The organism is Streptomyces sp. NPDC007025 (genome assembly GCF_042869455.1).
Lineage (GTDB): Bacteria > Actinomycetota > Actinomycetes > Streptomycetales > Streptomycetaceae > Streptomyces.
Genome location: NZ_JBIAFT010000018.1, coordinates 111,507 through 134,707, shown reverse-complemented (window position 1 = coordinate 134,707; position 23,201 = coordinate 111,507). Strand labels below are relative to the sequence as shown.

The following is a 23,201-nucleotide window of genomic DNA, read 5'->3' as shown; positions in this document are numbered from 1 at the left end:
GGGAAGGACGGTGACGGAGCTGTGATGGACTCGATGGACCTGACGCTCCTCTATCGCGGCCCGCTGGCCTCGTGCGACTACGACTGCCCGTACTGTCCGTTCGCCAAGCGCCGCGACAGTCGCGCCCAACTGGTTGCGGACCGTGCTGCGCTGCAGCGCTTCGCCGCCTGGGCGGCCGGGCAGCGCGAGGACCGGCTCTCGGTGCTGTTCACGCCGTGGGGGGAGGGGCTCGTGCGCTCCTGGTACCGGCGTGTGCTCACGGAGCTGAGCCGGCAGCCGCACATCCGCCGGGTGGCGATCCAGACCAACCTGAGCTGCCGCACGGACTGGCTGGACGCCGCCGACCTGGACACCCTCGCACTGTGGTGCACCTTCCACCCGGGGCAGACGCCGTACGACCGGTTCCTGGCCAAGTGCCACGACCTCGCCGCCCGCGGTGTCCGGCACAGCGTCGGCGTCGTCGGCCTCGCCGAGCATCTGGAGGACGCACGCCGACTGCGCGCCGACCTCCCCGCACAGGTCTATCTGTGGGTGAACGCCGCCGAGGGGCACACCTACACCGATGCCGAGGCCGCCCGGTGGACGGCCCTCGACCCACTGTTCCCGTACAGCCTTCACCCGCATCGCAGTGCGGGCCTCCCCTGCCGCACGGGCGAGTCCGTCCTCTCGGTGGACGGCGAGGGCACGGTCCGCCGCTGTCACTTCGTCCGTGCCCGGCTGGGCAACCTCTACGACGGCTCCTACCGCCGGGCTCTGCGCCCCCGCGCCTGCCCGCTGGCCGTCTGCGACTGCCACATCGGCTACGTCCACCTGGAGTCGCTGCCGCTGTACGACGTGTTCGCGGGCGGAGTCCTGGAGCGGATCCCGGCCACGCTTCCCACGGTGAAGGCGGCCCACTGACCGAGCCGCGTCGAGGCGCGTGAGCGTGCTCGGCCGTCGAGGGCGGCCCCGGCCGGCCCGCCCTCGGCCCGGCCGGCAGCCACGACGGAGACCGGTGCAGTGCTGCTCCGGTCGGATGGGAGAGCGTGGTGGTGGCTCCATCGGTGTCCGGGAGTTGGGCGGGAGGGGTCTGGAGCGCATGGCGGCGTACTCAGTCGGATGCGAGGAGTTCGGCCAGCCGGAGGGTGTCTTCGAGGTAGCGGTCGTAGGGAAAGCCGGCGGCGACGAGTGCGGCCCGGAACTCCTCGTCGAGCGGCTTTCCTGTGGTGTGGAAGGCTTCCCGGCCGGCCTCGGTGAGGCGGACCAGCCGCCGCCGCGCGTGTTCGGGGTCGACGGTGATCTGCACCAGGCCGTCCGTCTGCAGTGGCCGTAGTGCCCGGCTGATCGCCGGGTCGGACACCGACAGGGCCTGCGCGAGTTTGTGCTGCGTCGTCGGCTCGATGTCCTCCAGCGTGCCGAGCAGTCGGATCTGGCTGTAGGTCAGGCCGTCGGGGCCATCGGTACGCCGCCGGGCGGCCTCGCCCAGCAGCATGACCACGCGGTGCAGCAGGTCTGCGAGTCCGTCATCCACAGCACCACTGTACCTGACTGTTGCGCGGTTAATATTAACCTGTTAAGACTGAGTCATGAGCAACCTCTCCTACCTCGCCCAGTCCGCGTTCCCCCTGGTGTGGCTCCTGGTGCCGACCGTCGGAGCCTTCATCCGGACCCGCCGTGCCCCCTCCCCCCAACAGGCGCTGGAAACCTGGCAACGCTGGTGGGCCATCGGCGCCTTCGGCTGCGGCAGCCTCTGGATGACGGTCGCGTTCCTCGGCGCCCCGGACGTCATGGCGACGGCGATCGGCTTCGACCGGACGCCCTTCCTGTTCGAGATCGCCTTCGCCAACCTCGGGCTGGCGGTCATGGGCTTCCGGGCCGCCTCGGCATCCGCGCGCGAGCGCATCACCATCGGGCTCGGCGGGGGGATGTTCCTCTGGGGAGCCCTGGCCGGCCACGTCTACCAGTGGTTCGTCAACAGCGACCACTCCCCCGGCAACACCGGCGGAGTCCTCGTCAACGACCTCCTGATCCCGGCAGTCATGATCACGCTGGCCGTGCGCTCCCAGCGCCTGGAGCGGGCCACACCCCGGCCGGCCACGCAAGCCGCCGCCGTCTGACACTCCAGGAGCTGTTCCACACCATGCCGACTCACCACAGCCACGACTCCGGCGACCAGCACGGCGAGACCGGAACGTTCGCCACCGGCCGGCTCACCGCGTTCGTGGACGCCGCCGTCGCGATCGCACTCACCTTGCTGGCCCTGGACCTCCCCGTCCCCGCCGGCGAGACCACCGGTGCCGTGCTGCGTTCGGTGTCCGACCACAGCAAGGAGTACCTGGCCTTCGCGCTCGGTTTCGTGGTCATCGCCGCGCACTGGCGGGCCCACCACGAGATCTTCCGGTATGTCGGCTCGCCGAGCAGCCGGCTGACCAGCCTCACCCTGGCATGGCTGTTCATGCAGATCCTGATGCCGTTCGCGACCCGAGTGATCACCGCCGAGGGCGCGTTCCCACCCCGGTTCAGCCTCTACGCCATCGTGCAGGTCCTGGCGTCCACGCTGATCGCGCTGATGATCCGGGAGATCCGGCATGAACACCTGTACCGCACCGACGCCCCGCCCCGGGCCTTCGCCCGGAGCCGGGTGCGCAGCCTCTGCCTGGCCGCGGTGTTCGGGGCGTCCGTCCCCGTCTCGTTCCTGACCACGAGCACCGGCGCGTACCTGTGCTGGCTCACGGCGCCTCTCGTCCTCACCGTCGCCCAACGCGTCCAGAACCGCGCTCCGACCCCTGCCTGACGAGGGGTGATGTCCCCGCGAGCGACGGGCCGGACTCCACCCTGCCCGACGACACACGCGCCGAGCCGTCTCCCGGTGACCGCTCCGCGCTCCGCATCCCTGCGACGGCCGACCGGCCTGGAGCCGGAAAGAACCTGCTGCACACCTCTTGACGGCCGCCGCAGGCAGTCCGCAGAGTGCAGTAATGCGCATTACTAATGCGCATTACTTCCCTGCGTTCGAGGAGTCTTCAGGCGTGGAGCAACCCAGGAAGCGGGCCAAGCCCGGCCGCACCCCCGCACCGGCGGGCCGCACCTCACGGCCGCGGCAGGCCGAGGTGGCGCGGCTCGCGGGGGTCTCTCAGGCCACCGTGTCGCTGGTGCTGTCGGCCCGCAGGGACGGGCGGGCCGCGACCATCTCCGAGGAGACCCGTCGGCGCGTCCTGGACGCGGCCGCCAGCCTCGGGTACGTACCGGACCCGGCCGCCAGCCGGCTCGCCGCGACCCGCAACAACCTCCTGGGCGTCTTCAGTTTCACGGCGGCCTTCCCCACCGATGTGCAGCATTCGTACTACCCCTTCCTGGTGGGCGTGGAGCAGGAGGCTGCCGCCCGCGGCTACGACCTCGTCCTGTTCACCGGGTCGAGCACGGGAGGCGCGGGCTCGGGCGGGCCCGACACCCTGAGCCGGGTCCGGCTGGCCGACGGCTGCCTCTTCCTCGGCCGCCATGTGCCCCACGCCGAACTCAAGCGGCTGGTGGCCGACGGCTACCCGGTGGTCCACCTGGGGCGCAGGGAAGAACTCGAGGGGCTGGCCTGGGTCGGAGCCGACTACGTCAGCGCCAGTCGTGACGTCGTCGCCCACCTGGCCGCCCAAGGGCACCGCCGCATCGTGCTCGTGCGCGAGGACGACGACGCGCCCGCCTCAACCGACCGCCAGCAGGGGTTCCTGGACGGGCTGTCGCAGGCCGGTATCGAGCACGGCGACGAGGCCGTGCTGCGCTGCGCCGACCCGGCCGCCGAGTTGACCGCGCAGCGTGTGCGGGATCTGGTGGCGGACGGAGTGACGGCCTTCGTCGCGGAGGAGACCGACACCGGGGCGGCCTGGCGGGCGCTCGATGCCGCCGTGCGCGGGGCGGGCCTTCGCTGCCCGGACGACGTCTCCCTCGCCCTGCTGGGCAGCCCGCCCGCGGATCTGGCCGGGCAGCCCGTCCCGATGGGCTTCGACATCCCCCGGCACCGGCTCGGCGCCGCCGCCGTGCGCCTCCTGGCCGCCCTCGTGGCCGGCAAGGACACGCACGAACCCCTGGTGGCCTGCGAGTTGCGCACCGGTGAGACGGCGGGCCCGCCGTGAGCCCAGCCGGGGCCGCACACCACCCGTTCACATACGACGCACGAATGACGACCGCGAGGAGCACTGTGACACCCGAACCGGACATCCTGATCGTCGGCGGCGGACTCGGCGGGATCGCCGCCGCGCTCGCCGCCTGCCGCGCGGGCCGGCGCGTGGTGATGACCGAAGAGAGCGACTGGGTCGGCGGCCAACTCACCGCCCAGGCGGTGCCGCCGGACGAGCACCCGTGGGTGGAGCAGTTCGGCACGACCGCCACCTACCGTGCCCTGCGCGAGGGCATCCGGGCCTACTACCGTCAGTGGTATCCGCTGCGCTCGGAGGCCCTCGGCCTGGGCGATCTCAACCCCGGCGCGGGCCGGGTCAGCAAGCTCTGTCACGAGCCGCGCGTCGCCCTCGCCGTTCTGGAGGGGATGCTGGCGCCGCACCGGGCGGCGGGGCGGCTGACCGTGCTGATCGAGCACAAGGCCGAGTCCGCCGAGACCGACAACGATGTCATCAGTGCCGTGACCGTACGCGACCTGCGCACCGGACACCTGGCGACCTTCACCGCCCGCTACGTCGTCGACGCCACGGAGACCGGGGAGCTGCTCGCGCTGGCGGGTGTCGAGCACGCGGTCGGCGCCGAGGCACACAGCGAGTTCGACGAACCGCACGCCCCCGCCCGGGCTCAGCCGGACAACCAGCAGGGCATCACCGTCTGCTTCGCGCTCTCCCACCACGAGGGCGAGGACCACACCGTCGAGCGGCCCGCCGACTACGCCTTCTGGCGCGACTACCGGCCGGACTTCTGGCCCGGCCCGCTCCTCGGCTTCACGGCGCCCGACCCGCGCACGCTGGAGCCCGTGGGCCGCACCTTCGTGCCCAATCCGGACCTCGACCCGCTGGCGGTGAGCGCCGATCAAAGCGCGGACGCCGGGGACAAGGAACTGTGGGGGTTCCGCCGGATCCTGGCCCGGGGGCTGCACCGGCCCGGCAGCTTCGACTCCGACATCACCCTGGTCAACTGGCCGCTGAACGACTACTGGCTCAAGCCGTACATCGGCCAGGAGGCCGAAGCCCTGCACGGAGCACGCCAGTTGTCGCTGTCGGTGCTCTACTGGCTGCAGACCGAGGCACCGCGCGCCGACGGCGGCACCGGCTTCCCCGGCCTGCGCATCCGCCCGGACGTCACCGGCACCGCCGACGGTCTGGCCAAGGCGGCGTACGTGCGGGAGTCTCGCCGCATCAAGGCCGTCACGACCGTCGTCGAACAGGACGTCGCCATCGACGTGGTGGGCCCGTACGGCACGCCCCAGTACCGCGATTCCGTCGGTGTCGGCGGCTACCGCATCGACCTGCATCCCTCCACGGGCGGCGACACATATGTCGATGTCGGTTCGGTGCCGTTCGAGATCCCGCTGGGCGCACTGGTGCCCCGGCGGGTGCGCAACCTGCTGCCGGCGGGCAAGAACATCGGCACCACGCACATCACCAACGGCTGCTACCGCCTGCACCCCGTCGAGTGGAACATCGGCGAGGTCGCGGGCGCCCTCGCCGCCCACTGCCTGTCCGAGGACGTCGAGCCGTATCAGGTGCAGGCCGAGGACAAGCGGTTCGAGGAGTTCGGCCGACTGCTGGACCGCTCGGGCGTGCAGCGCCACTGGCCCGACGTTCGCGGCTACTGACCCCCGCACGTTTCGAAGCCCCCACGTCCTGCTCTCCCTCACGCACGTCAACGCACAAGGAGGTGCACTGACATGACCGTTGATCGTCGTATCCGCGTCGGCATCGACGTGGGCGGCACGTTCACGGATGCCGTGGCGGTCGACGCCACGACCCTGGCCCTGGTCGGCCAGGTGAAGGTGCCCACGAGCCACCACCACACCGACGGTGTCGCGCACGGTATCGTCCAGGCGCTCGAAGAGCTCCTGGTGAAGGCCGGCCGCACGGCCGGCGACGTGACCTTCCTGGCGCACGGAACCACCCAGGCCACCAATGCCCTGCTGGAGGGCGACGTCGCGCGGGTCGGCCTGCTCGGGATCGGCAGCGGCGCCGGCGCGGTCTTCACCCGCCGCCTCGCCTCGTTCGGCAAGCTCGAACTCGCCCCGGGCAAGCGGCTTCCGCTTTCCTACGCGCACATCACCGACCCCTTCGACGAGGCCGCGGTCCGCGCCGCCGTCGAGCAGGTGCGCGGCGCGGGGGCCGAGGTCCTCGTGGCCACGGAACCGTTCGGTGTGGACCGGCCCGAGGGCGAGCAGGCGGTGCTGGAGACGGCGCGGCCCGCGGGGCTTCCCGTCGCCGCCGCCCACGAGATCACGTCGCTGTACGGGCTCCACAAGAGAACCAGGACGGCCGTCGTCAACGCGGCGATCCTGCCCCGCATGCTCGCCACCGCCGACCTCGTCGACGCCTCCATCACCAAGGCCGGAGTGACGGCGCCGCTGATGGTGATGCGCTGTGACGGCGGGGTCATGTCGCTGGACGAGATGCGCCGCCGCCCGCTCCTGACGATCCTGTCGGGCCCGGCGGCCGGGGTCGCGGGCGCCCTCATGCAGGAGCGGATCAGCGAGGGCGTGTTCCTGGAGACCGGCGGCACCTCGACGGACATCAGCGTCGTGCGCCGCGGCAAGGTCGCCGTGCGGCACGCCACGATCCTGGGCAAGACCTCCTATCTCAACGCCCTCGACGTCCGCACCGTCGGGGTCGGTGGTGGCTCGATGGTGCGTCTGGCGGGCGGCAGGGTGACGGGCGTGGGTCCGCGCAGCGCGCACATCGCGGGCCTGCCGTACGCCTGTTTCGCCGCGCCGGACGAACTGCGCGACGCCCGTCTGGCCACGGTGCGTCCGATGGACGGCGACCCGGACGACCATGTCGTGCTCGACGCCGCCGGAGGCCGGTTCGCGCTCACCCTGACCTGCGCGGCCAACGCACTCGGCCGGGTCCCCGAGGGCGACTTCGCACGCAGCGGCCAGGAGTGCGCCCGCGCCGCCCTCGCTCCCCTGGCGGCCGCACTCGGCACGGACGTGGCGGGCGCCGCCCGCGCGGTGCTGGACGCGGGCACCAAGCAGGTCGAGGCCGTGGTCGACGCCATGATCCGCGACTACCGTCTGGACCGGGACACCGCAGTTCTCGTCGGCGGCGGGGGCGGCGCCGCCTCGGTCACCCCGCATCTGGCGGCGCACACCGGACTGGAGGGGCGCATCGCCCGGCACAGCGAGGTCATCAGCCCCATCGGTGTCGCCCTCGCGCTGGTCCGCGAGCAGGTCGAGCGGATCATCCCCGGCGCCACGCAGGAACAGATCCTCGCCGTGCGCGCCGAGGCCGAACAGGCCGTCGTCGCCCAGGGCGCGGCAGCCGACGGCGTCGAGGTCGAGGTGACCGTCGACCCGCAGACCAGCACCGTGCGCGCCGTCGCCACCGGCGCCACCGAACTGCGCACCCAGGACCGCGCACACCGCGCCGACGACACCGAGCGGCTGCGCTCGGCCGCCGGCAGCCTCAAGGCACGGGAGTCCATGGTGCGGGTGCTGGCCGGCACGGACGCGTACACGGTGTACGGCACCGAGGTGCGACGCAGGTTCCGCGGGCGCCGCCAGCCGGTGCGGGTCGTGGACGCGGACGGTGTGGTGCGCCTCGGCGTCCCCGACGCGCAGGTCGCGACCACGACCGTCGGCGCCGCGGGCGAAGCGCTGGCAGCGCTGGTGCGCGACGCCACCGCGTACGGCGACGGCGGGGTCCGGGCACCGGCCGTGCGACTGCTGGTCGGTGCCCGCATCGCGGACCTGTCCGGCGTCCTGGAGCCGGACGCGCTGCTTGCCCTGGCCCGCAGCGAACTGCGCTCGCGCGGCGCCGACGAGCCGGTCGTCGCGGTCGTGGAGCCGCGGTCATGACCGCCGCCCGCGACCACGAGCACGACCTGGGGCTCGCCGTGGCGCTGCTCGCCGCGACCCCCACGCATGAGGGGCGCGACCCGCTGCTGCTGCGCCGGTGGGCGCTGGCGGCCGAGGAGTTCGGCCGCGCCATGAACCCGGACGAGCGGCCCGTGCGGGTAGTCGAGCAGGAGGGCGGGCTCGCCGCCGGGCTCCTCGCCCGCTACCGCTCCCGTCCGCCGCTGGTCGAGGTGTACACCGACACCGTCGAGCGTGCCGAGCAACTCGTGGCCGAACGTGGCTGGCGGCACTGGTTTCCCCCCGGGTCGGTGCGCGCCGCGGCCCTGGCCCACGAGCAGGCGCACGCCTGGCTCCATCACGCCCACGTGCGGGCCGCGTTCAAACGGACGCTCGGCCACACGGCGCTGCGCCTGGGCCGTCACCGGCTGTACGCGCATGTCGCGGGTGCCGACGAACTCGCGGCTCACGCCTTTGCCCGCGCCGCCTGCGGCCTGGGCCGCAGCCCCCTGCTGCTCACCGAGGCGCTCGCCGCCACCGTGTCCCCGGAAAGCGAGAACTGACCCATGGGTGTCGTCATCCTGCTCGTCATGGCGGCCGGAGTCGCCGCCATGCTCAGCCGCAAGCTCCCCACGGCCTTCGCCCTGGTCCTGCTCGCCGTGGTCATCGCCCTGTTGGCCGGCGCACCGCCGACCGGCAAGAACAGTGTGCTGGACACGGTGCTCCAGGAAGGGGCCCCGGCACTCGCCGCCACGATGATCGCGATTCTCCTCGGCTCCTGGCTGGGCAAACTCCTGGAGGAGACCGGGATCGCGGGCACGCTGGTGCGCAAGATCGTCGAGTTCGGCGGCGACCGCCCGGTGTTCGTCGCCCTCGGCGTCCTCGCCGTGTCCGCCCTCGTCGGCACGGTGACCGGATCGGCGCCCGCGGCGATGCTCGCCGGACTCATCGGCATCCCCGCGATGATCGCCGTCGGCATCCCCAAGGTGACCGCGGCCGGCACCATCCTGATGGGCATCGCCGCGGGCATGCCCTTCGAGCTGCCGGTCTGGCAGTTCTTCTCCACGGCCCTCGACCTGCCGATCGAGACGGTGCGCGGGTTCATGCTGAAGCTGTTCCCTCTCGCGCTGGCCGCCGCGATCGCCTACGTCCTCATCGAGTCCCGGCGCCGCGGAGTGGAACACGCCTGGGCTCTCAAGTCCGCGACGAACAGGCCGGCATCGCGCTCCGGACGCCGCCAGGCGCTGGGCGACGCCCCCTGGTACGCGCTGCTCACCCCGGTGGTCCCGCTGGTGCTCGCGCTCGGCCTCGATCTGGCGATCATCCCGTCACTGCTGGCGGGCGTGCTGTACGCGCTGGTCACGACGACCCGGCCGCGCGAGATGAACCGTCGGCTGCTGCGCACCCTGTACGGCGGCTTCGAGGTGGCCGCCCCGCCCATCACCCTGTTCGTCGCGATCGGCATCCTGCTCGCCGCGGTGAAGCTGCCCGGCGCGGTCGACGCGCTCGAACCGCTCGTCAAAGCCGTCAGTCCGCAGAACGCCGTCCTGTTCGTCCTCGTCTTCACCCTGCTCGTGCCGCTGTGCCTGTACCGGGGCCCGCTGAACGTCTTCGGTCTCGGCGCGGGCATCGCCGGTGTCCTCATCGCCACCGGCATCTATCCCGCCGCCGCCGTCCTCGGCATGGCGACGTCCTACAACCAGGTCTTCGGCGTCGCCGATCCGACCAGCACCCAGACCGTGTGGAGCGCGCAGTACGCGGGCGTCTCGCCGCAGCAGGTGATGGTCAGGACGCTGCCCTACGTGTGGGCGGTGGCGCTGGGCGGCCTGTGCGTCACGGCAGCGACCTACCTCTGATCCCCCGCAGTCACCGACCTCAGGAGCCTGTCATGCATGAGCCGCAGTCCGGCCTCGACCGTCGTACGTTCCTGCGCACCACCGCCGTCACGGGTGCGGCGCTCGCCGTCGGCGGGCTCTCGGCGCCGTCCGCGTCGGCCGCTCCCGGCGGCTTCCCGGACTACAGCTACGTCCGCACGCTGCTGACGCCGTCGCAGCTGAAGTACAACCCGACGGGCGAGATCATCTTCCCGACGATGCGCGGCGTCTACGACAGACTGGCGTCCCCGCTCGGCCGCTACTACCTCTACTACGCGCCCCACGACGCCCCCGGCGGCATCTGCCTCGCCTACGGCGACTCCCTCGAAGGGCCCTTCACCGAGTACCCGGCGAACCCCATCGTGTCGAACACGTGGGACCCGCACTACTCGGTCAGCCACGTCTCCTCGCCGCACGTGCTGTGGCGCGACGACCTGAAGGAGTTCTGGCTCTACTTCCACGGCGAGAACACCACCACACGGCTCGCCCGGTCCGAGGACGGCATCCACTTCACCTACGACAAGGTCGTCCTGTCGACGTCGATGATGCCGTCCGGCACGACCGAGACCTCCTACGCCCGCGTCTTCCGGCACGACCTCCCCGCGCACAACGCCCACTACGTCATGCTGTTCATGCTGAACAACACCACCAACCACCGGGACATCTGCTGGGGCTGGTCGGCCGACGGACGCACCTGGACCTTCGACCAGACACCGCTGGTCCGCCACTCCGACGTCGGCGCGGTCAACGTCGGCGGCCCGCACCTGGTCACCCGGAACGGCTCCGCCTACGTCGTCTACAACAAGGACAAGGAGAGCGGCGGCGACCTCATGGTCACCGAAGTGGGCGCGGACTTCTCGCTCCGCAAGCACCTGGGCGTCTTCTACGACTCCCGCTCGAGCGCCCCGGAGAACGGCCGCGCCGCCGCCCCCTCGTTCGGCACGATGAGCGGCGTGCCGTACATGGTGTACGAGGCCGGCGAACGGCTCTCCGGAGCGATCGCGGTTGCCAGGGGCTGACCCCCGGGGCCTGCGCCCCGTGCTGCCGGACGCCCGTGCTCCGGCGGCGGCCGGCAGCGCGGGACGCCCCCGGTCGCGGTCCCCTTCGTCGGCGCTCTCAGCGACTTCGGCCGGGCCGCAGTTCACGTCGTCTCTCACCCGGCCCGACGGGCGGACTTTGGCCCCTCCCGCGTGCCCCCTAGCCCGCTCCCCGAGCAAAGGCGGTGCCTGATGGCCCGGTTCGATCTGCCCCTCGAACAGCTCCGCACCCACCGCAGTACGTCGGTGGAGCCTGAGGGTTTCGATGCCTTCTGGGAGTCGACCCTGCAGGAGACCCGCGCGCTCCCGCTCTCAGTCCGCTTCGCCCCGGTCACCACCGCGCTGCAGACTGTCGAGGTGTACGACGTGGTCTACGCGGGCTTCGGCGGCCACCCCGTCCGGGGCTGGTTCGTCCTGCCCGCCGGGAGCACCGAACCCCTGCCGCTGGTCGTCGAGTTCCTCGGGTACGGCGGTGGGCGCGGCCTGCCGCACAGCCATCTGATGTGGGCCTCCGCCGGGTTCGCCCACTTCGTCATGGACACCCGGGGCCAGGGCAGCGCCTGGGGCGGCGGCGGAGACACCCCGGACCCGGTGGGCAGCGCCCCCGCCTACCCAGGGTTCCTCACCCGCGGCGTGGAGGACCCCAACACCTTCTACTACCGCCGCGTCATCACCGACGCCGTGCGCGCGGTGGAGTCGGCCCGCTCCCACCCGCTCGCCGATGCCGCGCGGACCGCGGTGGTCGGGGAGAGCCAGGGCGGCGGCCTCGCCCTCGCGGTCGCCGGGCTCGTACCGGATCTGGCGGCGGTCGCTCCCGACGTGCCGTTCCTCTGCGACTTCCCCCGGGCGGTCACCCTCGGGGAGCGCGCCCCCTACCGCGAGGTCGGCGCCTACCTGGCCACCCACCGCGGCAGCGCCGAACGGGTTCGCCACACCCTGGCCCACGTGGACGGCGTCCACTTCGCCGCCCGCGGCCGCGCCCCCGCCCTCTTCTCGGTCGGCCTGGAGGACCACACCTGCCCGCCCTCCACCGTCTTCGCCGCGTACAACGCCTACGCGGAGCAGGACAAGCGGATCGAGGTCTACGAGTTCAACGGGCACGAGGGCGGCGGACCGCACCACGAGGCGCTGCGGCTGGCGTGGGTGGGGCAGCGGCTGGGCCGGTGAGATGGGGGCGGGGCGGGCCCCGAGCGGACGAGGCCGCCGGCCTGCACCCTCGCCGGCGGACGGCTGCCGGCCCGGGGCCCGCGAGAGACGCCGCGGGAGGCCCCGGGACGAGCGGGCACGTCAGCGTCCCGACCATCTCCCACCACACCCCCGAAGAACATCGGTACCTCTGCGGGCGGCGGCCACTTCGCGGGCGAACCGGCGGCGGCCGGGTTCCTGAGCGAGCCGGGGGCGTACCACCTTCACCGCTACCGGCCGCCCGCCGGCGGCTGCCGCAGACGGGACTGGCCCATCCCCGGAGCCCATACACCTGGTGATCCTGCACCGCCCCGTCTGCCGCGGGCCGCTCGGCGGCAACTCGTCCTGCCAGGCTCCCCGTCAACGTAGGCGTAGCCGGTGGTTAGAGCCCTCCGACGTCGAGCGCGGGCCGCTGGTGGCCATTTGCCGCGCCGATGGCGCAGCCATGGCTGGGAGCGTGCGCAGGTACAGGTCCGCGGTTCCCGATGCGGCGGGGGCGTGCCCGTCGTAGCCATGTCGGCCGATCGTGTGCGGGTCCAGGTCGTGGAACCGGTCGCATCACGTCGCCGAGACCTCCACGGGCTACAGCGTCAGCCGCTGCACCATATTCGCGATGGCCATTCGGATAAGTTACATGTTATAACTTAAGTGTCTGCTGATAACACCGAAGGGCTTCATGGCCCTCTGCCGAAAGGACCGCGTCATGACCGCAGCAACAGGTTCGCTTCACACCGTTCTGGGAGCCGGTCCCGCGGGCACCTCCGTCGCGCTGGAACTCGCGCGCCGGGGACACGCTGTGCGGCTGGTCGACCGCGCCGGCTCCGGTGAGCCGCTGGGAGGCGTCGAGCGGCTCAAGGGGGATGTCGGCACGGTGGACGGAGCGCTCGCCGCGATCGAAGGCGCGGACGTGGTCTACCACTGCGTCAACGTCGCCTACCACCTCCAGGTCGACGTCATGCCCGGCATCCAGGAGGCGGTCCTGGGCGCGGTGGCGCGCACCGGTGCGCGCCTGGTGGTCCTGGACACGCTGTACCCCTACGGCGAGACGCACGGCGAGGTCATGACCGAGGACACCCCGTGGCGGGCGGCCACGGCCAAGGGCAGGATGCGGGCGGCCCTGGACGAGAAGTACCTGGCCGCGCACGAGGAAGGCCGAGCGAGGGCCGTGCTGGGCCGCTCGGCGGACTTCGTCGGACCCCGCGTGCTGAATTCGACACTGGGCGGGACCGTCTTCCCGGCCGCACTCACGGACGGCGAGGTCCTGGTGCTCGGCGACATCGACCTCGAGCACAGCTACACCAACGTCCTCGACGTGGCCCGCGGCCTGGCCGCACTCGGCGAGAACCCCTCAGGAGACGGCCGGGTCTGGCACCTGCCCACCGCCCCCGCCCGCACGACGCGCGAGATCCTCACCGCGCTGGGCGACCTGATGGGCCGCCCGCTGCGGACCGTCACGATGAACGAGGCACGCCCCTTCGGGCCGTTCGACGAAACGTTCATGAATTCCTACGCCGAGATGTTCTACCAGCACACCGAGCCACAGATCATGGACTCCACCGCTTTCCAGCAGGAGTTCGACGCCGAACCCACCCCGATCGAGACCACCCTGAGGGAAACCCTGGCGTGGTACCGGGGCTTCCTCGCCGCCCGGTCGAAGAGCTGACCGACCAGTCCCGGGCACCTCCGGCAGCCCTCCCCCGTCAGCGACCGGGAGAGAGCACTGCCCCGTCGCACCAGCGATATTGTGACGCATACATCGCGGATCCTGCGCGGCCGGCAGCAGGAGGCGGGGCATGAGACAGGAGGCGGGACATGACAGTCCGTGCGAACAGCCCGCGGGCGCGGTACCGGGAGCAGACCCGCACGGAGATCAAGGAAGCGGCCGTAAGACAACTCGCCGCTGGAGGCATCGAGGGCGTGGCGCTCCTGCGGATCGCGAAGGAGATCGGGCTGTCCGGCCCGGCGCTCTACCGCTACTTCGCCAGCCGTGACGACCTGCTGGCGGAGCTGGTGCTCGACGCCTATGAGGGCGCGGCCGCAGCCGTCCACGCCGTGGACACCGAAGACGGCGGGCGGGCCGCCCTGCACGCCCTGACCGGCGCCTTCCGGGAATGGGCCGTGGCGCAGCCGCACCTGTACCTGCTCATCCAGGGCACCCCGGTGGCGGGCTTCACCGCGCCGACCGAAACCGTACTGAAAGCACGCTCCGTCCTGGGGCCCTTCCTCTCCGTCTTCGCCCGGGGCCGACCACTGGTCCGCGTGGACCCGCTCGTAGCGCAGCTTCGGACATGGCTGCGCGAGAAACCCGAGGTGGCGGCCTGGGTCGAGCAGTGGACGGGGCAGCCCGGCACCGGCACCGCCGCCGACGTCGCGCTGACCGGAGCCGTGATGACCTGGCCCCAGATGCACGGCACGGTCAGCCTGGAGATCACCGGCCAGTTCAGCGGCATGGGACACGACCCCGCAACCATGCTCGACATCCAGACGGCGGTCCTCGCCGACACCTTCCAGCTCCCCTGACCACACACCCCCGCGCCGCACGCTGCGCCGAACTCTCTCCCCACACAGAACCGGAACGCGCTGGTCACGCACCCTTCAGCAGCGCGTTCCATCGACTGTGGGCCGTTGCTGTCCTGGGCTTGATTCGGTTTGACGGACATTCGAGATCAGGGGCGTCGCCCCGGAAGGATGTCCATCATGGAGAGCATGGGGAAGAAGAAGCCGCGTCCTCGCCGCTCGTTCACGCCGGAGTTCAAGGCCGAGATCGTTGAGTTGTGTCAGCGCGGTGACCGCTCGATCGGCCAGATCGCCAAGGACTTCGACCTGACGGAGACCGCGGTGCGGCTGTGGTTCCACCAGGCCGAGACCGACGCCGGCCGGCTACCCGGGCTGACCAGTAGTGAGAACGAGGAACTCGCCCGACTGCGCCGGGAGAACCGGCGTCTGCGCGAAGATGTCGAGATCCTCAAGCGGGCCACGGCTTTCCTCGCGACGGAGACCCGGTGAACATCGACCCGTTCATCGAGGCGGAGAAGCAGGCAGGCCACAGCACCAAACGCGTCTGTGAGCTGCTGAAGGTCTCCCGTGCCGCCTTCTACTCCCGCCGCATCGGCATCCCGGGCGCCCGTGCGCTGCGTGATGCGGAACTGAGCGGGAGGATCAGTGAGGTCCATCAGGCATCCCGCGGTACCTACGGTGCCCCGCGCGTCCACGCCGCCCTGAAACGCGAGGGCACCGATCTCTCCCGCTGGTCGTCCACGGACCTCGAAGCCGTCGCTATGGCGATCAACAACCGGCCCCGAAAGATCCTCGGTTGGCGGACACCGGCCGAAGCGTTCGAGGAGCAGCTACGCTCGTTGCAACAGCCCGGTGTTGCAACGACTGGTTGAACTCGCCCAGTACACCAGCCGTGAATTCGCCGAACTCGCCGACAGCTTCGGCATCCGGCTGTCCGTCGGCCGCACCGGCCAGTGCTGGGACAACGCGCTGGCCGAGTCGTTCTTCGCCACCCTCAAGAGGGAACTTCCCTGCGACAGCCCATGGCCCAGCAAAGTCGCCGCACGCGCCGCGATCTTCGAATGGGTCGAGAGCTGGTACAACCTCAAACGCCTGCACAGCAGCCTCGGCTACCGAACCCCCACCGACTACGAAGCCGCCACCACAGCGGCCTGACCACCACACCGACGGTGTCCGTCAAAGCGGAACAAGCTCACCCGGCCCCCATATGTGGTCTCCGCGCACGGCCGGGTCGAGCGCTCCTCTGACGGCGGGCCACGCTCCGGCGTGCTTGCCCTGGAGCAAGAGAGCCGCGGGTGCCGCGCGCAGCCAGGCGCCCGTAGTCCGCACGTGCACGGGCGGCCGGGACGGGGTGAGGGAGTCCAGCGCTCCCCCGGGATGGACGATCACGCTCTGCACCGTGCTGTCGACGGCGCGCAGACGGCGGTCGAGTTCGAGGCCGAAGTACATTTGCGCCAGTTTCGACCGTCCGTAGGTGCGCTTGGGCCGGTAGTCCGTCCGGGACTGCAGGTCGTCGAGGTCGAGCCGCTCGGACTTCGCGGCGAAGCTGCCCACTGTCACCACACGGGCCGACGGCGCGGCCGACAGCAGCGGCATCAGCCGGCAGGTCAGCGCGAAGTGTCCCAGGTGGTTCGTGCCGAACATGAGCTCGTGACCGTCTTCGGTCGTGCTGCGCGGCGGATCGTCGAGCGCGACGCCGGCGTTGTGGACCACCGCGTCGAGCCGCTCCACTCCCAGCGATTCCACCGCTGACCGCAGCGACGAGAGGTCCGCGAGGTCGAGCGGCACCGCCCGCACGTCCGCATCGGCGACACGTGCACGTATCGAGGCCATGGCGGCCTCGGCCTTCGCCGGATTCCGGCTGCCCAGCACGACGGTCGCTCCGGTCGCCGACAACTGCTCCGCTACGAAGTAGCCGATCCCGGCGTTGCCGCCGGTGATCAGGAAGACGCTGCCGTCTGCGCGCGGGAGCCGATGGACGTTCCAAGAAGGGGTGGCGGCTGCGGACGACATGGCGGTGGGCTCCTCTGCATTCCGGGCGGGCGACTGCTGCTGCGGCTGTGTGCCGGGCGACGCGGCATTCACTTTCCCAGTGGTCACCGACACCTCGCCTACGGATCACCGACAGCTCTACCGGCGGACGGGGGCGCTGGAACGTGTTGCCGGAGGCGTCGCCGTACGCGGGGAGGCATCGACGGGCGGCAGGCCTTCGAACAGGGGACCCTGCGCGGGCGGTAGGGCGGTGGGCCGGCCCGGAGGCATCGCCGCGTCTCGTCCGCTACGGCAGCCGGGATTCCCGCTTCGAGGGGGACGCCTCCCAAAGGCCGCTGTTGTTCTCCTCTGCGGCCGTGTACGCGCGTCGCCGTGCGGTGGCCGCCCAAGTGCAGGCCCCCGCGGCCAAGGTGAGTGAGGCGATGTCCTCCAGCGCCGCCGCCACGCAGTCCCTGCCCGCCTGCCGGTCGCGCACGGTTCGCCAGCGTTCTCCGGCGTATCCGGCCGCGACAGCCGCGGCGGCCCCCGCCGCAGCCCCGGCCGCCGCCGGCCGCTTCGCGGTGCGGCCGTTCGCGAGGACTCCCCCGGTCACCGCTCCGAGGGCGACCCGGGGAGCCAGGCCGCCGGGAGAGAGCCGGTCGGGAGTGCGCGGCGACTTGTCGGCCACGAATTCGGCCGCCGCACCTGCCAGAGCGACAGCCCGTACCCCTGGACGAGCGAGCCGGGCCGCCCAGGAGCCCGAGGGGAGGACCGCCGGCGCCGCGCACACCAGTACCGTCGCGCCGGAAGTGGAACGCAGACCCGTGGCCGCACCGATCAGACCGGCCCGGATCAGCGCGGGGAGCGGCGGGCTCATCGTCTCCGCTCCCGGGAGTTGCGGACTCCGTAGGTGGTGAGGCCGTGGATGAGGTGCGGTATGGCCTCGACAGCCGAGTCGCGGGCCGACCAGGTACGTGGGTGGCTGATGCCCAGGCAGGCCGGGGGAGGGTCGGCGGCGGCCATGGCCGGCGCTCCGGCGAGCAGGCCGCCGCCCCGGGCGGGCGGGCGGATGCCGACTCCGCGGGCCGGCGACCCCAGCGCCCCGGTAGGGGTGCCTGCCGGGATGCCGGACAGGACTCCCAGGCCGGAGAGTCTGTTGTCCCGGCCGGCGTCCCCGGCGACCGGGCGCCCGATTGTGGCGCCGATCTCGTCCACCAGTGCGGCGGGGATCGTGCCGGCTGACCTGCCGCGCAGGGCCATGTCCGCGCAGGTCACGGCGTCGAGTGCGGTGGTGCCGACCGCACCGGCGGCGCAGCCGCGCGCGATGCTGCCCATCATGGACCGCGGGGTTCCCCGGGCTCGGAGCCGAAAACCTGGCTCCGGAGCAGCCTGCCTCGTCGGCGGTGCACGGGCAGCGGTGCAGCCCGGTATCCGGCTGCCGTCGCGTCGCCGGTTCTTCTCGGCGTCCGCGGGCGACCGAGGTCGCGGACGGCATCGGTGCCGGCGTCGTCGAGGGCCGGTCGGCCCGCGCCCCGGTGGCGAAGACCACCTCTCGAAGCGCCGGCCGGAACTCATCGCCCGGCATGCGCACGCTCGTTCGGAGGCACCGTGCACAGATTGATCATCTACAGGTATTCTGCGACCGGCTCGGCCAGTTGAGGCGGCGCGGCCGGTGACGGTCGACGTACGTCCCTCCCGGCCTTCCTGTCCGTCCCGGCAGGGCGGAACTGCGTGCCTGTGGACTGTGTCGTCTTCTCCTGGATGAGAGGTGCTGATGGCTCACCGAGAGTCGCCCGGAAGCGGAAGTTCCCTCTCCCGTCTGCCGGATGTCCAGCCTCCCGGCCGCCACTTCCCCATCCTCCCCTTGCACGACGTGCGCACCCCCTTTCCAAACCCGGAGCCGATATGACCGCCCCCAGTTCCGACCCCGCCCCCCACGCGCCGGGGACTCCGCCTCCCGGCTGCCCCGCCCACGCCGGGGGCCAGCCCGTCGGACGGCGGCTGTACACCGAAGATGCCATCCGCAATCCCAGGGCCGTGTACGAGGAGCTGCGCGAGCAGCACGGCGCGGTGGCCCCGGTGCTGTTGCACGGCGATCTTCCGGCCTGGCTGGTGCTGGGGTACCGGGAGAACCTCAAGGCGTTGCAGACCCCTTCGGTGTTCTCGCGCGATTCGCGGTACTGGCGGGACATGGAGGAGGGGCGCGTACCGTCCGACCACCCGCTCATTCCGATCACCGCCTGGCAGCCGCTGTGCGTGTTCGTGGACGGGGAGAAGCACAGGCGGTTGCGGGGGGCGGTGACCGAGAGCCTGGACGCCTTCGAGTCGCGCGGTATCCGGCTCCATGTCACCCAGCACACCGACCGGTTGGTGGACGAGTTCGCCGAAGCGGGTCAGGCCGATCTGGTGGGCCAGTTCGCGGCACAGTTGCCGCTGCGCGTGATGACCCAGCTGTACGGCATGTCGGACGAGCACGGCGGCGAGTACGGACCCGCGTTCATCGAGGCCGTGCAGGACGCTCTGCGGGGTACCGCGACATCGGCAGCCAGCAACGATTTCGTCACCCGCACACTCGACGACCTGGTGGCCCGCAAGCAGGACGCACCCGCTCATGATCTGCCGTCCATGCTGCTGGCCCATCCGGCCGGGCTCTCCACGGACGAGGTCCGCGAGCATCTGCGGCTGATCCTCACGGCCGCGAACGAGACCACGGTCAACCTCCTCGCCAACACGTTGCACATGGTGCTGACCGACTCGCGCTTCCGCGCCGACCTGGCCGGGGGGCATATGACACTGCCGGACGGGCTCGAGCAAGTGATGTGGGACGAGCCGCCGATGATGACCCTGCTGGGGCGGTGGGCCGCGAGGGACACGGCTCTGGGAGAGCAGCGCATCCGTGCGGGCGACCTGCTGCTGCTCGGGCTGGCGGCCGGCAACGTGGACTCCGCGGTCCGGGACGAGGACACGCCCGTCATCGGCAACCGTTCGCACCTGGCCTTCAGCCGGGGGCCGCACGAGTGCCCCGGTCAGCAGATCGCGCGAGCCATCGCGGAGAGCGCGATCGACGCCCTGCTGCGGCGGCTGCCCGACCTGCGGCTGGCCGTCCCCGAGGAGGAGCTTCGGTGGTCGTCGGCACTGATGTACCGGAACCTGGCCGCGCTGCCGGTCGAGTTCAGCCCGGTGTCACGCAAGCTTCCGGTGCTGGATGCCGATGCCGCGGGGACGTTGCGGGCCAAGCTGCCGAGCGCGGTGACAGCAGCACCCGCGGCGCAGGGACCGGGAGCGGGTGCCGGAAGCCCGGCGCCCGGCAGGAAGAGAGCTCCGTGGTGGAAGCCATGGGCGCACCAGAGCTGAGGACGCAGGCGGTGGCACGTCGGCGCGGTGGGGCCCGGTCGGTGTTACCCGGCGGTTGCAAGGCCACGAAGTAGGCCCTTCCGCCTGCCCTCTTCCGTCTGGAGCGCGATGTTGGACACGAGTACGCCCGCCACTCCCCTCCCCCTTCCTTCTCTGGCCACGGCCCTGACTGACCGCATAGCCCGGAATCCGGATCTGACCGCAGTCGAGGACGGCTCCGAGAGCCTGACCTACGGCGAACTCGGAATGCTCGCGGGGCGGGTGGCCGCTGCCCTCACCGCGTGCGGCGTCGCTGCGGGCGATGCCGTGGGCATGCTGGGCGTGCGCTCCTGGCAGGCCACGGTCACGGCAGCGGGCATCCTGGGCGCGGGAGCGGTGTGCGTACCGGTCGATGCCGACTATCCGTCCGCTCGTGCCTCCGAGATGCTCGGCGACGCCGGCGTCCGCCTGGCCGTCACCCTCCCGGGGTACGCGCCGCTCCCGCCGGAAGCCGGCGGGCGTTTCGTGGAGTGGTACCGCTACGGGGAACTGGTTCGCAGCGGAACCGCGGGCCCCTTCCCCGCCCTGCCCGGCTCGGGGCGCAGGAGCGGGGAAGCCGCCTATGTCCTGTACACCTCCGGCACGACCGGTCGTCCCAAGCCGGTGCTCTTCCCGCACCGGGCCGTGGCCCGGCTGGCCATGGGTCCGGCGCCATGGGCAGCGGGGGCGGGGCCGGGGGCGAAGGTGCTCCAGACGTTCGGACTCTCTTTCGACGGCTCGCTCTTCGAGACCTGGACGACGTTGATCAACGGCGGCTGCCTGGTGGTCGCCGACCGCCGGACGCTCCTGGACACCGAGGCACTGTACGGGACCGTTCGGCAGAAGGGCGTCACCCATGCCTTCCTGACGACCAGCCTCTTCCACCACACCGCGCGCTCGCGGCCGGACGCCTTCGCGCCGCTGGAGATGCTGCTGATGGGCGGGGAAGCCATGGATCCGGCGCTCACCCGTGCGGTGTGCGATGCCGGACGTCCACGTCACCTGATCAACGGTTACGGGCCGACCGAAGGCGGCATCATGGCCACTGCGCACGACGTGCCGCGGCCGCCGGACGCTGCCGCCCAGGTACCGATCGGGCGTCCGGTGGCGGGCAGCACCGTCCTGCTGCTGCGCCCGGACGGTACGCCGGCGGACCCCGGCGACGAGGGCGAGATACACATAGGCGGCCCCGGGGTGGCCCTCGGCTACCTCAACCGGCCCGAGGAGACGGCTGCGGCCTTCGTCGCCCTCCGTTCCGGCGGCTCCGGGGAGTTGCCGGGTCAGCTCTACCGCACGGGCGATCGAGCCCGGTGGGCGGGCGACGGACTGCTGGAGTTCCTGGGGCGGACCGACCGGCAGGTGAAGGTCCGCGGCTTCCGTGTGGAACTGGACGCCGTCGAGGCGCAGCTGCGCTCCCTTCCGGGGGTGGCCGAGGCGGCAGTCGTCGTACGGACCAACGACGCGATAGGAAAAGGGCTGAGTGCCTTCGTCACCCCCGCGCGCGGAGAGCGGCCCCCCGAGCCGGAAAGCCTGCGTGCGGAGGCAGGCACCCGGCTGCCCGCACACGCCGTTCCGGCCCCGATCACCGTGCTCGACCGCCTCCCCCTGACCCGCAACGGCAAGATCGACTACACCGCGCTCGCCCGCTCCGCCGACGGCGCGGAGGCGCCCGCACAGGCGAACGCGGACACGCAGGATCCGCTGGCCGACATCTGGGCCGATGTCCTGGGCACGCCGGTCACCGGAGCGACGGACTTCTTCGCCGCGGGCGGGAACTCCCTCCTGGCCGCCCAGGCCGTCACCCGCACGCTCACGGCCCACGCGCTGCCCGCTTCGCGGTTCGACCCACTGCTACGGCAGTTGCTCACGGCACCCACCCTGACCGCCTACCGCGCGGCAGTGCACGCGGCACCCGCCGCGCCTGCGGCAGCGGCTCTCGCACACTTCGAGGAGGAAGCGCAACTGGTTCTCCCCCCGCGCTCCCCCGACTCCCAGCGCGCACGGCCGACTCTTCCGCTCGGCACAAGAGGAGGTGAGGTGCTGCTGACCGGCGCCACCGGATTTCTCGGGGCCTTCCTGCTGGACCGGCTGGTGCGCACCACGAACGCGACGGTGCACTGTCTGGTGCGTGCCTCCGACGAGGACAAGGCGCTGCGCCGTATCGAGGACGCCGCCCGCAGATATCTGCTCCCGCAACCACCGGCGGACCGCCTCCGCGCGGTGCCCGCCGACCTGTCGCAGCCGGATCTGGGACTGCCCGCGGGCACGGCGGAGCATCTCGCGGACACCGTCGACCTCGTGCTCCACAACGCCGCACACGTCAACTTCCTCTATCCCTACGCACAGTTGCGGGACACGAATGTGAGAGCTGTGCGCGCCCTCGTGGACCTGACCGCGGCCCGCCGGGTGCCGCTGCACTACGTCTCCACTACCGCGGTCTTCGCCGGCAGCGGTGTCGGCGGCGTACCGGACGTGGACGAGTCCACACCGCTGAGCCATCCCGAACTGCTGAGCATGGGATACCCCGAGTCGAAGTGGGTGGCGGAGCGGATGCTGACGCAGGCAGCCGCCCAAGGGCTGCCGGTGACGATCCACCGGCCGTACGAGATCACGGGGGACAGCCGCACCGGAGCCTGGAACACCACGACCGCCATCTGTGCCGTCGTCGATGCTGTCGCCCGGCTGGGAGCCGTCCCCGAAGTGCCCCTCCCGCTGGATCTGGTGCCTGTCGACCATGTGGCGAGCGCGATCACCCGCATAGCCATGCAGCTGCCGCACCTGGGCGGCGCCGTGCATCTGACCAACCCGCGGCCCGCCATGCTCGCGGACATGGCCGAGCGGATGCGCACTGCCGGCCACACGGTGCGGACGGTGCCCTACGACGAATGGGTCGACATGCTGGGCGAACATGTCCGCGAGCATCCTGCGGCCCCGATCGCGCCCTTCCTGCCGCTGTTCGTGACTCCCGCCCGGGGCGCGGACTTCTCGGTCAAGGAGATGTACTTCGACAGCGTCTTCCCTGAGATCCACCGGACCCGTACCGACGAGATCTGGCCTGACTGGGCCCGTTCCTGCCCGCCTGTGGACGCGGCGCTGCTCGACCTGTACCTGGCCCGTCTCCGCGGGGACGGACTGCTCGGGTCGGTGACGGTTTCCGCGAGCGGGCACGATGCGGAACCGGCCTCCGCCTCGGGGCCGTAGTCCTGGCACGGAGAGGTGGCGGTCCGCCGATGCCCGGAGGGGCGGGCCTCCTCGCGGGCACCGGGCTCATCCGTG

General features: G+C 71.7%; 21 protein-coding genes. 17 read left to right on the top strand and 4 right to left on the bottom strand.

The window, feature by feature from the left end; translation table 11 throughout:
* Positions 1–33: 33 nt before the first annotated feature.
* Positions 34–900, top strand: coding sequence for an STM4011 family radical SAM protein (locus ACFYMO_RS29285; RefSeq protein WP_366771373.1), 867 nt, complete (start codon positions 34–36; stop codon positions 898–900).
* 190 nt (positions 901–1,090) lie between these two features.
* On the opposite strand, the gene ACFYMO_RS29280 is transcribed toward ACFYMO_RS29285, so the two are convergent.
* Positions 1,091–1,510 carry a MarR family transcriptional regulator gene (locus ACFYMO_RS29280; protein ID WP_027761781.1) on the bottom strand — a complete coding sequence of 140 codons (420 nt, stop codon included), beginning with the start codon at positions 1,508–1,510 and terminating at the stop codon, positions 1,091–1,093.
* A gap of 55 nt (positions 1,511–1,565) precedes the next feature.
* Between ACFYMO_RS29280 and ACFYMO_RS29275 the strand changes: the two genes are divergently transcribed.
* The 14 genes from ACFYMO_RS29275 (at position 1,566) to ACFYMO_RS29210 (ending at position 15,737) form a co-directional block, all read left to right on the top strand.
* Entirely contained in the window at positions 1,566–2,096 is a 531-nt protein-coding gene (locus ACFYMO_RS29275; protein ID WP_366771258.1) for a DUF6790 family protein, read from the top strand.
* A 23-nt stretch (positions 2,097–2,119) separates the two neighbouring features.
* On the top strand, positions 2,120–2,773 hold the full coding sequence (locus ACFYMO_RS29270) for a TMEM175 family protein (RefSeq protein ID WP_388550174.1): 654 nt from the start codon (positions 2,120–2,122) through the stop codon (positions 2,771–2,773).
* Between the two features lie 235 nt (positions 2,774–3,008).
* The gene (locus tag ACFYMO_RS29265) at positions 3,009–4,103 is read left to right on the top strand and encodes a LacI family DNA-binding transcriptional regulator (protein WP_388550171.1); all 1,095 of its coding nucleotides are present in this window, start codon (positions 3,009–3,011) and stop codon (positions 4,101–4,103) included.
* Between the two features lie 65 nt (positions 4,104–4,168).
* Entirely contained in the window at positions 4,169–5,767 is a 1,599-nt protein-coding gene (locus ACFYMO_RS29260) for an FAD-dependent oxidoreductase (RefSeq protein WP_366771261.1), read from the top strand.
* A 72-nt stretch (positions 5,768–5,839) separates the two neighbouring features.
* Complete coding sequence (locus ACFYMO_RS29255; protein WP_388550168.1) at positions 5,840–7,972, top strand: hydantoinase/oxoprolinase family protein; 2,133 nt, start codon at positions 5,840–5,842, stop codon at positions 7,970–7,972.
* The gene (locus ACFYMO_RS29250) at positions 7,969–8,532 is read left to right on the top strand and encodes a hypothetical protein (RefSeq protein ID WP_366771263.1); all 564 of its coding nucleotides are present in this window, start codon (positions 7,969–7,971) and stop codon (positions 8,530–8,532) included. Before ACFYMO_RS29255 ends, ACFYMO_RS29250 begins: the two co-directional genes overlap by 4 nt.
* 3 nt (positions 8,533–8,535) lie before the next feature.
* Positions 8,536–9,825, top strand: coding sequence for a TRAP transporter large permease subunit (locus ACFYMO_RS29245; protein ID WP_366771264.1), 1,290 nt, complete (start codon positions 8,536–8,538; stop codon positions 9,823–9,825).
* A gap of 32 nt (positions 9,826–9,857) precedes the next feature.
* On the top strand, positions 9,858–10,862 hold the full coding sequence (locus ACFYMO_RS29240; protein WP_366771265.1) for a twin-arginine translocation signal domain-containing protein: 1,005 nt from the start codon (positions 9,858–9,860) through the stop codon (positions 10,860–10,862).
* A gap of 210 nt (positions 10,863–11,072) precedes the next feature.
* Entirely contained in the window at positions 11,073–12,047 is a 975-nt protein-coding gene (locus ACFYMO_RS29235) for an acetylxylan esterase (RefSeq protein WP_366771266.1), read from the top strand.
* Positions 12,048–12,768: 721 nt separating this feature from the next.
* Positions 12,769–13,728: an NAD-dependent epimerase/dehydratase family protein gene (locus ACFYMO_RS29230; protein WP_388550164.1), complete on the top strand. Its 960-nt coding sequence runs from the start codon at positions 12,769–12,771 to the stop codon at positions 13,726–13,728.
* 149 nt (positions 13,729–13,877) lie between these two features.
* Positions 13,878–14,585 (top strand): TetR/AcrR family transcriptional regulator, encoded by a 708-nt coding sequence (locus ACFYMO_RS29225; RefSeq protein WP_388550161.1) that lies wholly within the window; start codon positions 13,878–13,880, stop codon positions 14,583–14,585.
* 177 nt (positions 14,586–14,762) lie between these two features.
* Positions 14,763–15,071, top strand: coding sequence for a transposase (locus tag ACFYMO_RS29220; RefSeq protein ID WP_388550158.1), 309 nt, complete (start codon positions 14,763–14,765; stop codon positions 15,069–15,071).
* Positions 15,068–15,454: an IS3 family transposase gene (locus ACFYMO_RS29215; protein ID WP_366771269.1), complete on the top strand. Its 387-nt coding sequence runs from the start codon at positions 15,068–15,070 to the stop codon at positions 15,452–15,454. The genes ACFYMO_RS29220 and ACFYMO_RS29215 overlap by 4 nt, the downstream gene beginning before the upstream one ends.
* Positions 15,435–15,737, top strand: a complete 303-nt coding sequence (locus tag ACFYMO_RS29210; protein WP_366771270.1) for an integrase core domain-containing protein — start codon at positions 15,435–15,437, stop codon at positions 15,735–15,737. Before ACFYMO_RS29215 ends, ACFYMO_RS29210 begins: the two co-directional genes overlap by 20 nt.
* A gap of 21 nt (positions 15,738–15,758) precedes the next feature.
* On the opposite strand, the gene ACFYMO_RS29205 is transcribed toward ACFYMO_RS29210, so the two are convergent.
* From ACFYMO_RS29205 to ACFYMO_RS29195, 3 genes are all read right to left on the bottom strand, one after another.
* The gene (locus ACFYMO_RS29205) at positions 15,759–16,595 is read right to left on the bottom strand and encodes an SDR family NAD(P)-dependent oxidoreductase (protein ID WP_366771271.1); all 837 of its coding nucleotides are present in this window, start codon (positions 16,593–16,595) and stop codon (positions 15,759–15,761) included.
* A gap of 265 nt (positions 16,596–16,860) precedes the next feature.
* Positions 16,861–17,430, bottom strand: a complete 570-nt coding sequence (locus ACFYMO_RS29200; protein ID WP_366771272.1) for a hypothetical protein — start codon at positions 17,428–17,430, stop codon at positions 16,861–16,863.
* Positions 17,427–17,891: a hypothetical protein gene (locus ACFYMO_RS29195; RefSeq protein WP_366771273.1), complete on the bottom strand. Its 465-nt coding sequence runs from the start codon at positions 17,889–17,891 to the stop codon at positions 17,427–17,429. The genes ACFYMO_RS29200 and ACFYMO_RS29195 overlap by 4 nt, the downstream gene beginning before the upstream one ends.
* Positions 17,892–18,458: 567 nt before the next feature.
* On the opposite strand from ACFYMO_RS29195, the gene ACFYMO_RS29190 reads away from it, so the two are divergent.
* The gene (locus ACFYMO_RS29190; protein WP_366771274.1) at positions 18,459–19,907 is read left to right on the top strand and encodes a cytochrome P450; all 1,449 of its coding nucleotides are present in this window, start codon (positions 18,459–18,461) and stop codon (positions 19,905–19,907) included.
* A 108-nt stretch (positions 19,908–20,015) separates the two neighbouring features.
* Positions 20,016–23,126 carry an amino acid adenylation domain-containing protein gene (locus ACFYMO_RS29185; protein ID WP_366771275.1) on the top strand — a complete coding sequence of 1,037 codons (3,111 nt, stop codon included), beginning with the start codon at positions 20,016–20,018 and terminating at the stop codon, positions 23,124–23,126.
* The last annotated feature ends 75 nt before the right edge of the window (positions 23,127–23,201 follow it).

Coding starts and splice junctions, on each gene's coding strand:
- ACFYMO_RS29285 (WP_366771373.1), top strand. CDS start 34: ATGGACCTGACGCTCCTCTATCGCGGCCCGCTGGCCTCGTGCGACTAC.
- ACFYMO_RS29275 (WP_366771258.1), top strand. CDS start 1,566: ATGAGCAACCTCTCCTACCTCGCCCAGTCCGCGTTCCCCCTGGTGTGG.
- ACFYMO_RS29270 (WP_388550174.1), top strand. CDS start 2,120: ATGCCGACTCACCACAGCCACGACTCCGGCGACCAGCACGGCGAGACC.
- ACFYMO_RS29255 (WP_388550168.1), top strand. CDS start 5,840: ATGACCGTTGATCGTCGTATCCGCGTCGGCATCGACGTGGGCGGCACG.
- ACFYMO_RS29250 (WP_366771263.1), top strand. CDS start 7,969: ATGACCGCCGCCCGCGACCACGAGCACGACCTGGGGCTCGCCGTGGCG.
- ACFYMO_RS29245 (WP_366771264.1), top strand. CDS start 8,536: ATGGGTGTCGTCATCCTGCTCGTCATGGCGGCCGGAGTCGCCGCCATG.
- ACFYMO_RS29240 (WP_366771265.1), top strand. CDS start 9,858: ATGCATGAGCCGCAGTCCGGCCTCGACCGTCGTACGTTCCTGCGCACC.
- ACFYMO_RS29235 (WP_366771266.1), top strand. CDS start 11,073: ATGGCCCGGTTCGATCTGCCCCTCGAACAGCTCCGCACCCACCGCAGT.
- ACFYMO_RS29230 (WP_388550164.1), top strand. CDS start 12,769: ATGACCGCAGCAACAGGTTCGCTTCACACCGTTCTGGGAGCCGGTCCC.
- ACFYMO_RS29225 (WP_388550161.1), top strand. CDS start 13,878: ATGACAGTCCGTGCGAACAGCCCGCGGGCGCGGTACCGGGAGCAGACC.
- ACFYMO_RS29220 (WP_388550158.1), top strand. CDS start 14,763: ATGGAGAGCATGGGGAAGAAGAAGCCGCGTCCTCGCCGCTCGTTCACG.
- ACFYMO_RS29205 (WP_366771271.1), bottom strand. CDS start 16,595: ATGTCGTCCGCAGCCGCCACCCCTTCTTGGAACGTCCATCGGCTCCCG.
- ACFYMO_RS29200 (WP_366771272.1), bottom strand. CDS start 17,430: ATGAGCCCGCCGCTCCCCGCGCTGATCCGGGCCGGTCTGATCGGTGCG.
- ACFYMO_RS29195 (WP_366771273.1), bottom strand. CDS start 17,891: ATGATGGGCAGCATCGCGCGCGGCTGCGCCGCCGGTGCGGTCGGCACC.
- ACFYMO_RS29190 (WP_366771274.1), top strand. CDS start 18,459: ATGACCGCCCCCAGTTCCGACCCCGCCCCCCACGCGCCGGGGACTCCG.
- ACFYMO_RS29185 (WP_366771275.1), top strand. CDS start 20,016: ATGTTGGACACGAGTACGCCCGCCACTCCCCTCCCCCTTCCTTCTCTG.